The 15,188-nt window shown below is 51.2% G+C and carries 13 protein-coding genes; 6 read left to right on the top strand and 7 right to left on the bottom strand.

The features are described 5' to 3' along the window. Nucleotides 1–297: 297 nt before the first annotated feature. The 4 genes from sucD to FPE01S_RS19690 all read right to left on the bottom strand — a co-directional run bounded on the left by sucD (nt 298) and on the right by FPE01S_RS19690 (nt 5,499). On the bottom strand, nt 298–1,173 hold the full coding sequence (gene sucD / locus FPE01S_RS19705) for a succinate--CoA ligase subunit alpha (RefSeq protein WP_046370821.1): 876 nt from the start codon (nt 1,171–1,173) through the stop codon (nt 298–300). 38 nt (nt 1,174–1,211) lie between these two features. Further along, nucleotides 1,212–2,021: an ABC transporter ATP-binding protein gene (locus FPE01S_RS19700; protein WP_046370820.1), complete on the bottom strand. Its 810-nt coding sequence runs from the start codon at nt 2,019–2,021 to the stop codon at nt 1,212–1,214. Between the two features lie 355 nt (nt 2,022–2,376). Beyond that, a complete protein-coding gene (locus FPE01S_RS19695; protein WP_046370819.1) occupies nt 2,377–3,114 on the bottom strand; it encodes an MlaE family ABC transporter permease in 738 nt (245 codons plus the stop codon). Between the two features lie 42 nt (nt 3,115–3,156). Next, on the bottom strand, nt 3,157–5,499 hold the full coding sequence (locus FPE01S_RS19690; RefSeq protein WP_046370818.1) for an NADP-dependent malic enzyme: 2,343 nt from the start codon (nt 5,497–5,499) through the stop codon (nt 3,157–3,159). Nucleotides 5,500–5,602: 103 nt separating this feature from the next. Here FPE01S_RS19690 and FPE01S_RS19685 point away from each other — a divergent pair, with 103 nt between their 5' ends. The 4 genes from FPE01S_RS19685 to FPE01S_RS19670 are packed head-to-tail and all read left to right on the top strand — an operon-like array spanning nt 5,603 to nt 8,374. Beyond that, on the top strand, nt 5,603–6,433 hold the full coding sequence (locus FPE01S_RS19685) for an ABC transporter ATP-binding protein (RefSeq protein WP_046370817.1): 831 nt from the start codon (nt 5,603–5,605) through the stop codon (nt 6,431–6,433). A 20-nt stretch (nt 6,434–6,453) separates the two neighbouring features. Then, nucleotides 6,454–7,260 carry a hypothetical protein gene (locus FPE01S_RS19680; RefSeq protein ID WP_046370816.1) on the top strand — a complete coding sequence of 269 codons (807 nt, stop codon included), beginning with the start codon at nt 6,454–6,456 and terminating at the stop codon, nt 7,258–7,260. Between the two features lie 17 nt (nt 7,261–7,277). After that, a complete protein-coding gene (locus FPE01S_RS19675) occupies nt 7,278–7,658 on the top strand; it encodes a GntR family transcriptional regulator (protein ID WP_046371252.1) in 381 nt (126 codons plus the stop codon). Next, entirely contained in the window at nt 7,655–8,374 is a 720-nt protein-coding gene (locus tag FPE01S_RS19670) for a hypothetical protein (protein WP_046370815.1), read from the top strand. Before FPE01S_RS19675 ends, FPE01S_RS19670 begins: the two co-directional genes overlap by 4 nt. A 9-nt stretch (nt 8,375–8,383) precedes the next feature. Here FPE01S_RS19670 and FPE01S_RS19665 read toward each other — a convergent pair whose 3' ends face one another. Genes FPE01S_RS19665 through deoC form a run of 3 tightly spaced genes read right to left on the bottom strand, consistent with a single transcriptional unit; the run spans nt 8,384 to nt 10,715 of the window. After that, on the bottom strand, nt 8,384–9,562 hold the full coding sequence (locus FPE01S_RS19665) for a M20 metallopeptidase family protein (protein ID WP_046370814.1): 1,179 nt from the start codon (nt 9,560–9,562) through the stop codon (nt 8,384–8,386). 16 nt (nt 9,563–9,578) lie between these two features. Next, on the bottom strand, nt 9,579–10,010 hold the full coding sequence (locus FPE01S_RS19660) for an SPOR domain-containing protein (RefSeq protein WP_052956047.1): 432 nt from the start codon (nt 10,008–10,010) through the stop codon (nt 9,579–9,581). Between the two features lie 30 nt (nt 10,011–10,040). After that, nucleotides 10,041–10,715, bottom strand: coding sequence for a deoxyribose-phosphate aldolase (gene deoC / locus FPE01S_RS19655; protein WP_046370812.1), 675 nt, complete (start codon nt 10,713–10,715; stop codon nt 10,041–10,043). Nucleotides 10,716–10,793: 78 nt separating this feature from the next. Here deoC and FPE01S_RS19650 point away from each other — a divergent pair, with 78 nt between their 5' ends. Further along, nucleotides 10,794–13,874 (top strand): amidohydrolase family protein, encoded by a 3,081-nt coding sequence (locus FPE01S_RS19650; RefSeq protein ID WP_046370811.1) that lies wholly within the window; start codon nt 10,794–10,796, stop codon nt 13,872–13,874. Nucleotides 13,875–13,885: 11 nt separating this feature from the next. Then, nucleotides 13,886–15,184: an amidohydrolase family protein gene (locus FPE01S_RS19645; RefSeq protein ID WP_046370810.1), complete on the top strand. Its 1,299-nt coding sequence runs from the start codon at nt 13,886–13,888 to the stop codon at nt 15,182–15,184. The last annotated feature ends 4 nt before the right edge of the window (nt 15,185–15,188 follow it).

Genomic DNA, 15,188 nt, shown 5'->3' with positions numbered 1-15,188 from the left:
TATTGAAAACCCCGGAGGAGGATGCGTTGCATCGCCCGATTACATATTTCACTCCGCCAATGAAATGCCAACAATTTCTTAAAGCAGCAATCTGCCCAAACCAGCAGCGGTGCTGTCATCAGAAAAACAAAGCCCGGCTCTGAGTAACTTCAAACCCCTGCCTACGCTAAAGCTTCTGCCTCCGCTGCGCTTCGGCAGACACGGTCGGCAGGCAAAGTCAAACCTTCTTCTATCCCTCAACGCAAACAGCCACCTCTGCGGAGGCGGCTGTTCGATATATCTTCTCAACTAGTTTGCTTACGCTTTCTTCAGCGTTTCGGCCATACGCTTGCCGATATCCGCCGGGCTTTGCACCACATTGATGCCGCACTCGGCCATGATCCGCATTTTGGCAGCAGCAGTATCATCTGCACCACCTACAATTGCACCGGCATGTCCCATACGACGGCCGGGAGGCGCTGTTTGTCCGGCGATGAAGCCCACTACAGGTTTGGTGGCATTTTCCTTGATCCAGCGGGCTGCATCCGCTTCCATAGATCCGCCGATCTCACCGATCATGATGATGGCCTCCGTGTCTTTGTCGCCCATCAGCAGTTCAACGGCTTCCTTGGTGGTAGTTCCGATGATCGGATCGCCACCGATACCGATTGCGGTAGAAACACCCAGTCCGGCTTTGTCCAGCTGATCCGCAGCTTCATAAGTGAGCGTACCACTTTTAGAAACGATACCAATCTTGCCTTTTTTGAAAGGCGCGCTGGGCATAATGCCTACTTTGCATTCGCCGGCGCTGATCACACCCGGACAGTTTGGCCCGATCAGGCGGGTGTTTTTACCAGCCAGGTAGTGTTTGGCCTTCACCATATCCTGAACAGGGATGTTCTCAGTAATGCAGACAACCAGTGCTACACCGGCATCTCCCGCTTCCATTACCGCGTCAGCAGCAAATGCAGGGGGTACAAAAATGATGGAAACATTCGCCCCGGTTGCTTTAACAGCCTCGGCCACGGTATTGAACACCGGGCGGTCAAGGTGTTTGGTGCCGCCCTTACCGGGAGTAACACCACCTACAACGTTGGAGCCGTAGTCGATCATCTGGGTAGCATGGAATGTACCTTCAGTACCAGTAAAACCCTGAACAATAATTTTGGAATCCTTATTGATTAAAACACTCATTTGACTTGGTTTTGGATCGGGGGCAAAACTAATGGAAATTATTTGATCAGATCATCCATATTTCGGTTATTGTCAATCTTCCCGGCCTGCTCCAGCATGCGCATATCCTTGGCATCCCGGAGGAACTCGGAAGCGAAAATAAATTCATTTAACCGCTGGTTTTTGGAGAAAATGATTTCCTTATTATTTCCTTCCCACTCTTTTTCTCCCTTATACATATAAATAATCTTGTCACCGATCTCCATTACACTGTTCATGTCATGGGTATTAATCACGGTGGTGATCTTATATTCTACGGTAAGCTCCTTAATGAGTTTATCGATTACCAGCGAGGTCTGCGGATCCAGGCCACTGTTCGGTTCATCGCAGAACAGGTACTTGGGATTCAACACCACCGCCCGGGCAATACCCACCCGTTTTTTCATACCACCACTGATCTCTGACGGGAATTTCTTGTTGGCATCCTTTAGTTCCACCCTTTCCAACACTTCATTCACCCGTTTTCTTTTCTCAGCAGGACTCCAGTCGGTGAACATATTCAGGGGAAACTGAATATTCTGCTCCACGGTCAGGCTGTCAAAAAGTGCTGACCCCTGGAACAGCATGCCGATCTCCTTACGAACTTCCTTGCGCTGCTCTTCCGACATGGCTGTGAAATCTTCACCATTGTAAAGGATTTGTCCGGCATCAGGCCTGAATAGCCCCACCAGGCATTTCATAAACACGGTTTTACCGCTTCCGGAAGAACCGATGATCAGGTTGCACTTGCCGTCATCCATCACGGCACTGACATCATTGATCACGAGCTTATCGCCAAATCCTTTCTTGATGTTTTTTACTTCGATCATGGTTCTTTTTTTAGGCGCTGCGCGCCTTTCACGCTATGCTTCGGTTTCGCGCAAAGCACGCAAAGGTGCAACGGCGCAAAGTAGTATTTTGGTATTTATTTGACAGTATTCATCGTCATTGCCAGCTTCTGAAGTCAGTAACCAAAATGCGTAATCCTGGCCTGCCCCAACTTCCTGTAAAAACTTTAAACCAATTCAATAATATACTTACCCCACTTATAGGTAACTTCGCTACCACCTAAATTCACCTAATCTTTGCGCCTTTGCACCTTCGCGTCTTTGCGTGAAACTTCCCGCGCAGCGGGAAGAACAAAACAAAACAGCAGGAAACAAAAACACGCTCCGCGGGCCCTGTCTACAACAGTATCGCCGCAAGCACATAGTCCGCAAAGAGGATCAGCACACAGCTCACCACCACCGACTTGGTACTCGCCCTGCCGATCTCCAGCGCACCGCCTTCCACATGATATCCGTAAAATGCCGGCACACTCGAGATGATAAACGCGAATACATATGCCTTCACCATCGCAAAAAATACATTATAAGGTAAAAAGCTTTGCAGCAAACCCTTGTCATAGTCTGAAGTTGACAGGATGCCTGCTGCCTGCCCGGCCAGGCGGCCGCCCCAGATGCCCAGTCCCGCCGAGATGACCACCAGCATGGGGATCACCAGCAGCGCCGCCAGTATCTTGGGCGCTACAAGGTAGGTCTTGGTATTGATGCCCATGATCTCCAGGGCATCAATCTGTTCGCTCACCCGCATATTGCCGAGCTCACTGGCGATCCGGCTGCCCACCACACCCGCCAGTACAATACACACCAGGGTGGGGGCGAATTCCAGCAAAACGGTATCCCGCACGATCTGGGCAATGGACGATTTCGGGATCAGCGGACTTACCAACTGGTAGGCTGTCTGCAGCGTTGACACCGCACCCATGAAAACCGAAATGATCACCACGATGCCCAGTGAACCAATGCCGATATCATTGCACTGGTGCATAAACTCCTTCCAGTAAACTTTGCGGTTCTCCGGCTTGGAGAACATGCCTTTTAGCATCAGGATATAGCGACCGAACTCCGTTACAAATTTCATAAGAACGCTGGCTTCAGTTATGATTGGCTTCCTAAATACAAATTACATATCCCTGGACACTTTCCTGAACTTTTTCCACCACTTGCTCTTTCCCACAATCTCAGCCGTCGGAATTTTATTGCACTTGATCTGTGCATCGATCACAGCAACCAGGGCCATATTATAGATGCTCCTAACGCTGCTGCCCAGCTGCAATACATGCACCGGCTTCTTGATGCCCAGCAGGATGGGACCGATCGCATCGGCACCACCAACTTCCTTCAATAAATTATAGGCCACGTTTCCGGCTGCCAGGTTCGGGAAGATCAGGGTATTCACATCCTGGTCAACCAGCTCACTGAAAGGATAGTTCTCTTTCAGGATCTTTTTGTCGAAAGCAATACTGGCCTGCATTTCACCATCCACGATCAGCGATGGGTTCCGCTCTTTCACGATGCGGCGGGCTTCCGCCACCAGCTTCGCTTCAGGTGAAGCACTGCTTCCGAAATTCGAATAACTCAGCATCGCGATTCTCGGCGTGAGGTTGAAATTCCTCACTTCCTTCGCCACCATCAGGGTGATCTCCGCCAGTTCTTCGGCAGTGGGGTTGAAATTGACAGTTGTGTCGGCAAGGAACAACGGCCCCTTTTTCGTGAGCAGCAGGTACATGCCGGCGATCTTTTTCACGCCATCTTCTGTACCGATTACCTGGATGGCAGGCCGGATCGTTTCGTCATAGTTCCGCGTCAGCCCGGAGATCATGGCATCGGCATCGCCGGTCTCCACCATCATGCAGCCGTAGTAGTTACGGTCGCGCATGATCTTAAACGCTTCATATTTATTGATACCCTTCCGCTGACGCTTCTGGAAGAAGATCTGGCCGTACGCCTTCCTTTTTTCCTCCTGGTCGTCGCTGCGGGGATCGATGATCGGTAGACCGTCCAGTTCGATCTGGTTCCGTAAGGCGATCTCGCGGATCTTCTTTTCGTCACCCAGGAGGATGGGATAAGCGATCCCTTCTTCAAAGGCTATCTGCGCTGCTTTCAGGATTTTAAGGTTATCTGCCTCGGCAAATACCACGCGCTTCGGATCTTTCCTGGCAAGGTTTCCGATGACACGCATCAGCTGGTTATCCAGGCCAAGCCTTTTATTGAGCTCTACTGAATATGCATTCCAGTCCTTGATCTGAACCGTTGCCACGCCGCTGTCCATCGCTGCCTTGGCCACCGCAGGGGCCACCGTTGATAACAGGCGCGGATCCAGCGGTTTGGGGATGATATAGGTAGGACCGAAGACAATATTCTTTTCGTTATAGGCCAGGTTCACGATATCGGGAACCGGTGTTTTGGCAAGATCTGCCAGCGCCCGCACGGCTGCCAGCTTCATCTCTTCGTTGATCTGCCGGGCACGGACATCCAGTGCGCCGCGGAAAATAAAGGGGAAGCCCAGTACATTGTTTACCTGGTTGGGGTAATCACTCCGGCCGGTTGCCATGATAATATCTTTCCTGGCGGCAACAGCCGTTTCGTAGGCAATTTCCGGGTCGGGATTGGCCATGGCGAAAACGATCGGGTTCCGGGCCATCGACTGAACCATTTCTGCCGTCAGCACATTTCCGACACTCAGCCCGAGGAACACGTCGGCATCCTTCATGGCCTTTTCGAGGGTGGCATCCGCCTGCTTTACAGCGAAGGGCATTTTATCGCCCAGGTCTGTGCGGCCCTTGTGGAGTACGCCATCTTTATCAAACAGGGTGAAATTTTCATGTTTTGCACCCAGTTCCACATATAACCGCACACAGGCCATGGCAGCAGCACCTGCGCCATTTACGACAAAACGGACCTTGTCGATCTTTTTCTTCTGCAATTCAAGGGCATTCAACAGGGCCGCCGCGCTGATAATAGCCGTACCGTGCTGATCGTCATGCATCACCGGAATATTCAGCTGCTTTTTCAGCTGATCTTCAATATAAAAACATTCCGGCGCCTTGATGTCTTCCAGGTTAATGCCGCCGAATGTCGGCTCCAGTGCCTTGACGATCTCTACAAATTTTACCGGGTCTTTTTCATTCACCTCAATATCAAATACATCGATATCAGCAAAAATCTTGAACAGAACACCTTTTCCCTCCATCACCGGCTTGCTGGCTTCGGGGCCGATATCGCCCAGCCCCAGCACCGCAGTGCCATTGCTGATTACGGCCACGAGATTTCCCTTGGCCGTATATTGATAAACATTTTCTGTATTTAAGGCTATTTCTTTACAGGGTTCCGCAACACCGGGACTATAAGCGAGAGAGAGGTCCCGCTGGGTTTTTGCTTCTTTGGTGGGTACTACTTCAATTTTTCCAGGTCTGCCCTTGGCATGGTACTCGAGGGCCTGCGACTTTCTGGTCTCTTTACTCATAGGGGTGCAAATTACGGAAAGGAGAAACCAAATAAATTTGGAGGGATCGGATAATGCTGTATGTTTGTACTGTACTAGTACGATAGTACACTAAAACAACAGTATGATCCAGATCACCAATCTCCACTACAGCTACGGCTCCCGCCCGGTGTTCAAGGGACTGCACCTTGACCTGGTGCCGGGACATATCTACGGGTTGCTGGGCAAGAACGGCACGGGTAAGTCCACCCTGCTCCGCTGTATTGCCGGGCTCCTCTTCCCCCGGAAGGGCGCTTTGCAGGTCGCCGGCTTTACCCCCGGAAAAAGGGAACCCCAATTCCTCCAGCAGGTTTTTATGGTGCCCGAAGAATTCTATTTTCCCAATATTTCCATCCCGCGCTTCGTGGAATGCAATGCTGCTTTCTATCCGCGGTTCGATCATCACCAGTTTAAAAACTACCTGAAGGAATTTGCCATTCCGGAGACACAACTCCTCCAGGAAATGAGTTACGGTCAGAAAAAGAAGACGCTGATCAGTTTCGGACTCGCCTGCAATACGCCGATCCTGCTGATGGATGAACCCACCAACGGGCTGGATATCATGAGCAAGAGCCAGTTCCGCAAGGTGATGGCAGGCGCTGTCTCGCCGGAGAAGTGCATCCTGATCAGTACCCACCAGGTGAAAGATCTTGAGAACCTGATCGACCGGATCACCATCATCGATGAAGGAAATATCCTCTTCGATCAGACCGTAGACCGGATCATCAACCGCCTCCAGTTCAAGATCTCGTTCGACAGCGATGAGATCCGGAATGCCATTTACCGTGAAACTTCCCTCAAGGGTAATGCCATCATTACTTCGAACCCGGAAGACGGTGATGGCAATATCGACCTGGAAATGTTGTATAAGGCCATCGTGACCAACCAGGAAAAAATGCAGTCCATCTTTAAATAGACCGCCCAAAACCATTTCATATGAACAATGCTTTCAGCTTTAAAAGACTTTCCTTGCTCCTGCGCAAGCAGTGGCTGGAAAATAACCGCTTCTACGGTCTCGCCACCCTCGCCCTGCTGGCCGTGATCCTGCTTACATTTATTATTTTCTGGATTTCCATCAGCCATACCAACTACAGAGAGGAAGAGACAGTCGTCATATATTTCGTGGGACTTTACCTCATCGGTTGTATTTATGCCAGCATCGCTTTCCAGGCATTTGCAGAAAAAGAGAAGGGGCAATACCTGCTCTCCCTCCCGGCAACGCATGCAGAAAAACTCGTTACGGTTATCCTGTTTACAACCGTAGCTTTTTTTGCAGTATATACGGCCTGTTTTTACCTCGTGAAATGGGCAGCTTTTGCCTGGGTTCGCTACAAAATGACAACAGATCCATCCCTCCGGCTGGTACCGCTGCGAGAGGATGGTCCGGCTCCAAAGGTCATCCCTTACCTCCTGATGGGATTTCTTGCCGTTCAGGCTTTATTCCTGCTCGGCTCGGTGTATTTCAAACGATTTGCCTATATCAAGACGATCATTGTGGGAGTAGTTTTTATCGGCCTTTACATATTTGTGATGGTTAAGGTCCATAAGGCAGTGCTTCCTTCCGGATTCTATTGGGAAGGCTTCAGGGTGGTGCAGAATAACATACCTGACCAGCCGGACATGTATCGTATTTACAGTTACGGCGAAACTTTCAAGGACGTTTCCCTGGAGGTGATCAAATGGATGTGGGCACCGGTTTTCTGGGTGATCGCCTGGTTCCGCCTCAAAGAAAAAGAAATCTAAACCACAAATCCCGCAACATGCAATTCAATAATAACGGACAGGCCATCTATCTCCAGATCGTTGATTTCATCTGTGAGAAGATCCTCCTGGGAGAATACCGAACGGATGAAAAGATCCCCAGCGTCCGCGAGATGGCGGTTCAGCTGGAAGTCAATCCCAATACTGTTGCCCGCGCTTATGAACATCTCCGGCAGCAACAGATCATCTTCGACAAACGGGGTATCGGTTATTTCATTCCGGAAGAAGGCAAAGCGCTGGCGAGGCAGTACCGGAAAGCAGAATTCACACAGAAGGAATTACCGGCACTCTTCCGCGTCATGCATATGCTGGGCCTCGAACCCGGTGATCTCGACGAAGCATTCCATCAATTCAAACACCAACAATTTTCCCAATCATGAAAAATAGTAACCGCATACTGATCGGATTCGTCCTGTTCATCGTGCTCGTTCCGCTGATGATGCTGGCCGGTTTTATCAGCAAGATCAAAAGCAACAATTTCACTACCGAAAATTTTAATAACCCCAAAAGAGAAGTAACCAAACTGGAACCGGCCAACTATGTCGTGGTAAAGTCATACCGGGAAGGAACGTGTAATATTGGTTATGCCGCACAACCCCAGTACTATCAGTATTACCAGGCACCCGGCGATACACTGGATATTCACCGCGCCGGCGACACACTGGTGTTTGAGTGGAAGCATAAGCCCGGAACCCCGGAGGTGGACAATGGAGAAGGGGTGAGTATGGACATTGACCTGCCATTGGTGTCTCTGCTGGTAGCTGATGGTTTAACGATTTCAGTAGATTCTTTATCACCGGAGAAGCCATCAGATATCTTGCTACAGCATGATGCGGGGCTGGTACTGGGCAATGAGTATGATCATGAAACAATCGCAAAATACGGACAGGTAAAAGTGACTGCCCGGAACAGCAAAGTGAAAATTCAGTCCAAATCTGAAATAGCCGGGCTGCAACTCAACCTCGAGGGAGAGTCAGCTGTCGAAATTGATCCCAAAGCAACAGTAGGCGAAGTAAGTGGTACGATCTCAGAAATGACGGTGGTAAATGCTCCTTACCGGATTATCAGCAGGCTGAAACCTGCCGTGGTCCAATAGCAGATTGGTTCAGGCAATCGAGCCAAACCAGGCCATCATTCCCATTCCTGTCTGAATGGCATCCTCATCAATATTAAAAGTAGGTGTATGCACGCCGGAAGTTATCCCCTTTCCGGCGTTCATCACACCCAGCCGGAAAAAGCAACCCGGGATCTTTTGTGAATAATAACCGAAATCTTCCGCGCCCATCCGCAGTTCGGTCTCTTCCACATGCGGAGCGCCCATATAATCGATAGCCAGCTTCCTGGCTTTTACATGCAGTTGTTCATTGTTGTACACTGTAGGATAGCCGACATCGATATGCAGGTCAACTTCAGCACCCAGGCTATGGGCTATGCCTTCTACGATATTTCGGATCAGCGTATGGGCCTTGAAGCGCCATTCCTCATCCATTGCCCGGAAAGTTCCCATCATTTTCACTTCAGCAGGAATCACATTGGTGGTATGTCCGCCCTGGATCGATGTGATCGACAAAACAGAAGGCTGGTGAGGGTCGCGGTTGCGGCTGATGACCTGTTGCAGGGCAACCACGATCTGGGAAGCAACCAGCAAAGTATCGGTGGTTAAGTGTGGTGCCGCCGCATGTCCGCCCTTACCCCTTACCGTTATATACAATTCGTCGGCACTCGCCATCACCTTTCCGCCCCGGAAGCTTACCTGGCCGGTGGGCAACTGCGGGTGTACATGGAGACCGAATATAGAAGCAGGGGCGGGGTTTTCCAATACACCTTCTTTGATCAGGAGGCTGGCACCGCCGGGGTTTTTTTCTTCACCCGGCTGAAAGATCAGTTTCACCGTTCCGCTCCATTCTGACCGCAGCTCACTCAGGATCTGCGCTGCGCCCAGCAGGCAGCTGGTATGCACGTCATGACCGCAGGCATGCATGATACCCGGGCGGGTGGATCTATAGGGAATGTCATTGGCTTCCTCAATCGGCAGCGCGTCCATATCGGCCCGGAGTGCAACTACCCGGCTGCCCGGATCTTTGCCTTCCAGCAATCCCACTACACCTGTGCCTGCCATGATCCGGAACGGAATATTCATGGATTGCAACTGTGCCTGTACGTAAGCACTGGTCTCAAATTCCTGGTAACTCAGCTCGGGATGGGCGTGCAGGTGGCGGCGGACATCAATAAATCGGGGAGCATGTACGGCGGCCAGTTCCTTAATGCGGGCTTCAACAGACATGCAGCAAAGATAAAGGCTACTGCTGTTCCACGCTCTTGTCAGGATTTACCTCTACCACGTCATTTACAATGAAAACATTCTGCTTGAATTCCTTACTCAGCTGTCTCTGGTAGTTCTCGGCATCTTTCCGGTTGATGAAGTTGCCGACGCGAAGCCGGAAATAAGGGGATTGATAAAGCAGGTAGGCTTTTAATTCCGGGTATAACTGGTACACCCTGGTTTTTGCCTGGATCGCTGCCGTCCGGTCTGTCGTGTTGATCACCTGAATCCGGAAACCGGGAACATTGCGCCGCGACTCGCGGGTAGTGAATTCATTCACCTCCGTTTGCTTGGCGATCAGGAGATCGATGCGGGAATCCTTATGCAGCGCAACCGTATTGGAATCCACCTGGGCCATACACAGGCTCCCGGTGGAGATCAGTATCAGTAAAAAGAATAATACTCTCATATGTTAGGATAATCAAATTTCCCGCCAATCTCAATAATTCCCCAATTGGTGGTCGGGCGCCCCCGTTACAATGGCTACGCTCGCGCTGCACCCCAGCCTGCTCGCCCCTGCATCTACCAGGGCTTTGGCAAAGGCGTAATCCCGGATCCCGCCAGACGCTTTGATCTTCACCCCTGGCGGCAGGTGCTTGCGCATCAATTGAACGGCTTCCAGCGTCGCTCCCTTTTCTGCATAACCGGTACTGGTCTTCATGAAGTCGATGCCCAGCGCACCGAGTTTTTCGCAGCAACCGATAATCTCATCATCACTCAGGATGCCGGACTCGATGATCACTTTGATCAGCCGCCCCTTATTGTGGCAAACTTCCCGGAGCAGGTTGACTTCTTTCACCAGGTAGGCCCAGTCATTCTGCCGGAGCGCAATAAGATTGATCACCATGTCGATTTCCTGCGCACCATCCACCAGTGCAAGGATCGTTTCCGCCACTTTGGCTTCCGTTGCTGAATAACCGAAAGGAAACCCCACTACAGTCGCCACTTTGACATCTGTGGGAGCGAGGATGGTTGCTGCCCGCTTTACAAAAGACGGTGGCAGGCAGACTGCTGCAAAGCCAAATTCAACCGCCTCCCGGCAACACTTCTCCACGTCCTGGATGGTAGTAGTCGGTTTTAATACGGTGTGATCAATACAAGCTGCGAGGTTCATGGTCACCGGGGTTAAAATTCGCTTTCGAAGTTAGGCCATTTAATTATATTCGGCATTCACGCTAACAAACATCGCTTCATGAGAAAATTTTTCCGGTTACTTTCCGGCAGGCATGCCGTCATTGGATTGACGGCCACCTTCCTGGCTGGTCACCTGCAGGCACAAACGACATTCCCCGTCAATGGTATCGCCGCAGAAAAACAGACCACCTACGCTTTCACACACGCCACCCTTATCGTTCGCCCGGGTGTTACCATCCAGGATGCGACACTGCTCGTAAAAGACGGCAGGATCGTTGCAGCAGGCGAAAAAATACAATTGCCCGTTCAGGCCATGGTAGTGGATTGCAAAGGAAAATACATCTATCCTTCTTTCATTGACCTTTACAGCGACTATGGCTTACCGGTACCGGAAAGACCGTCACGCGGTTTCAATTTCTCCGCCCCGGCACAACTCACCAGCAATCAGAAAGGCGCCTATGGCTGGAACCAGGCGATCCGCAGTGATATTTCAGCGGCAGCCCTGTTTGTGGTGGATGACAGCAAAGCCAAAAATTTCCGTGACCAGGGGTTTGGCACCGTCCTGACCCATCAGAAAGATGGTATTGCCCGTGGTACCGGAACACTGGCCACCCTGGCAAACGAAAAGGAAAACAAAGTGATCCTGAAAGAGAGAGCTGCTGCATTTTATTCTTTCAGCAAAGGCTCTTCCACGCAAAGCTACCCGACAAGCCTGATGGGTAGTATCGCCCTGCTGCGCCAATCCTTCATCGACGGAAAATGGTATGCATCCAGGCCGGCAAAAGAAGGTCTCAACCTGAGCCTGCAGGCATGGAACAACAACCAGGCATTGCCTGGTTTTTTTGAAGCCAACGATAAATGGATGGCTGTACGGGCCGATAGGATCGGTGATGAATTCAGTACACAGTTCATCATCAAGGGCGGTGGCAACGAATACCAGCGCATAGCGGACATGAAAGCCACCGGCGCTACCTTTATCCTGCCCCTGAATTTCCCGCAGGCGATGGATGTGGAGGATCCCAATGATGCACGTTTCGTTTCCCTGGCCGATATGAAACACTGGGAGCTGGCACCCACCAATCCGGCCGCTTTTGAAAAGGCCGGCATTCCTTTCTGTCTCACTGCCGCTGATCTGAAAGACACCAAACAGTTTCTCGCCAGCCTGCGCAAGGCAATCGAATACGGCCTCACCGAAAACAAGGCACTGGAAGCACTGACCATCACACCGGCGGCCGTGATCGGTACTACTGATGTCGGTACGCTGGAGCCAGGCAAATGGGCAAATTTCCTCATTACATCCGGCCCGGTATTCCAGGAGAAAACCATCATTTATCAGAACTGGGTACAGGGAGAGAAATATGCAGTCAACGAATCGGGCTGGTCGGCCGTAAATGGCCTGTATACGCTGACCCTCACGGGCGCACAACAATCTGCCAGCTACCTGCTGGAAGTAAAAAGCGCAACATCGGCCAGGCTTTTCGCCAAAGACACCATTGATGCGAAATTCAGCAGCGACGGAAAATTTGTACGCATCAGTTTCCCGGAAACCAAAAACGGCAAAAAGACTACACGCCTGAGCGGTGTGAACAACGACGGCAGCTGGCAGGGAACCGGTGAAGACACGGCAGGCAACAAGCTGCTGTGGACAGCCGTGTTCAAAAGTGATGTCGCCGCAAAAGCAGACAGCATTAAAAAGAAAGCGCCGCTTTCGCTGGGAAAAATTCAATTCCCCTTTAACGGCTATGGCTGGGATACGCTCCCGGTTTCCACCACGATCCTGATCCGCAACGCAACCGTGTGGACCAATGAAGGAGACGGAAAGATAGAAGGCGCCGATGTGCTGGTTAAAGACGGAAAGATTGCAGCGGTCGGTAAAAGTCTTTCTGCTGCCGGGGCACAGGTGATCGATGGTACGGGCAAACACCTTACGCCGGGTATCATCGACGAACACAGCCACATTGCAGCCATGTCGATCAATGAAGGTGCACAGTCTGTCACCTCCGAAGTACGCATAGCCGATAACCTGAACCCGGAAGACATCAATATCTACCGCCAGCTCAGCGGGGGAGTAACCAGTTCGCATATCCTGCACGGTTCAGCCAACACCATCGGCGGACAAACCCAGTTGATCAAGCTCCGCTGGGGAAGCAACCCCGAGGCGCTCAAATTTGCCGGTGCTGATCCTTTCATCAAATTTGCGCTCGGAGAAAATGTGAAACGCACGTCGTCTTCCCAAAACAACCGGTTCCCGGATTCCCGCATGGGTGTGGAAGAAGTATTGGCAGATGCGTTTACCCGTGCCCGTGACTATGAAGCGGCGATCCGCGCAGCCGGCACCGGCACCACGACCGGAAAAGGGAAAAAAGTCACTGCTGATCCCTTCGCTACCGTACGGCGTGACCTTGAACTGGATGCCCTGGTGGAGATCCTCAACAGCAAGCGCTTTATCACCTGCCATTCCTACGTACAAAGTGAGATCACTGCAGCCATGCGGGTAGGCGATCGCTTTGGATTCCGCTTCAATACATTCACCCATATCCTGGAAGGATACAAGGTGGCCGATAAAATGAAAGCCCATGGCGCCAACGCCAGCACCTTCAGCGACTGGTGGGCGTACAAGATGGAAGTGGTGGACGCCATTCCCTATAATGCGGGCATTATGCAGCAGGTGGGGCTCAATGTGGCGATCAACTCCGACGATGCAGAAATGGCACGCCGCCTCAACCAGGAAGCTGCAAAAAGTGTGAAGTACTCCGGAATGAGTGAAGAAGATGCCCTGAAAATGGTTACGTTGAACCCAGCGAAAATGCTGCACGTCGACAATAAGGTGGGCAGCATTAAGGTGGGTAAAGACGCGGACCTGGTATTGTGGTCTGACAATCCGCTGAGCATCTATGCGAAAGCCGAAAAGACGATCGTAGACGGCATCATCTATTTTGACCGCACCCGCGACCTCGCCCTGAGAGCTGCTATTTCAGCAGAACGCAGCCGCCTCGTACAGAAAATGGCCGGTGAGAAAAAAGGTGGTGTACCTACTGTTCCCGCCCAGGCCAGCATGGAAATCATGCAGACCTGCAGTGAACATTTCCACCGCCACGGATTGCTCGTGGTAGACGGTGAACAAGCCAATAACCAATAATGACATTCTCCATGAAAAATATATTCGGATTTCTTTTTTACGGCCTGCTGTCACTTTCTGTGGCTGCCCAGGAAACGGTTTACCCGGCACCGGCCTACAACGGCCTCCTGTTTATTAAAAATGCTGTTGTTCATGTGGGTGACGGACAGGTACTGGACGGCGTGACCATCATGATAAAAGGCGGAAAAATTGAGAAGATTGCGAAAGATCTACCCATCCCCATGGATGATGTGAAGGTTTTTGATGTGAAAGGAAAGCATGTGTATCCCGGGCTTATCCTGAGTTCATCCGTACTGGGACTGGTGGAGGTGAATGCCGTTCGCGCCACCGCCGACTTTAACGAGCTCGGAGAATTCAATCCTTCCATCCGTTCCATCGTTGCCTACAACAGTGACTCAAAAGTGATCAATACGCTCCGCAGCAACGGGATCCTGCTGGCCGGTGTTACCCCACAGGGCGGGCTGATCAGCGGGTCATCTTCGGTGGTGCAACTCGATGCCTGGAACTGGGAAGATGCAGGTTACAAACCCGATAATGGCATTCACCTGAACATGCCGGACCTGATCAACCGACCCAATCCCTTCGGCGATGCCTCCAACCCTCCCGGGGATCCGCTGAAAAGGGGCATGGAGCAGGTTGATAAGATGAAAGCATTTTTCCGTGAAGCAAAAGCATATGCGTTCGAACCTGCCCATGCTTCCACGAACCTCAAGTATGAAGCAGTAAAAGGCTTGTTCAACAAGTCGCAGAAATTGTTTGTGCACGCCGATGCCGTCCGGGAAATGCTGGTGGCCGTTGACTTTTCTAAGGAATTCGGCATGGATGTGGTGATTGTGGGTGGAAGCGAAAGCTTTCAGATCGCACCGCTGCTTAAAGCCAATAATATTGCTGTCATCCTGAGCCAGATGCACAGTCTTCCCACGGCTACTGATGACGATGTGGATCAGCCTTACAAAACCCCCGCCATGCTGCAGCAGGCAGGCGTGTTGTTCGCCATCAATGATGAAGACGGACAGACCCGCGGACGTAACCTTGCCTTCAATGCCGGCACTGCTGCGGCGTATGGACTGACGAAAGAACAGGCATTGCAAGCCATCACCCTGAATGCAGCACGCATCCTCGGTATTGCCGATCGTACAGGTTCCCTCGAGCCTGGCAAAGACGCTAATTTCGTTGTTAGCGAAGGTGATATTCTAGATATGCGCAGCAGTGTGATCACCCAGGCTTTTATCCAGGGGCGATTGATCGACCTGACCGACAAACATAAACAACTGAATGAGCGCTATAAACACAAGTACAGTCTTAAATAACGCG

The sequence above is a fragment of the Flavihumibacter petaseus NBRC 106054 genome (assembly GCF_000974785.1).
In the GTDB taxonomy this organism is placed as follows: domain Bacteria; phylum Bacteroidota; class Bacteroidia; order Chitinophagales; family Chitinophagaceae; genus Flavihumibacter; species Flavihumibacter petaseus.
Note: the sequence above shows the minus strand (reverse complement) of the source record. Positions and strands in the feature narration are given on the sequence as shown.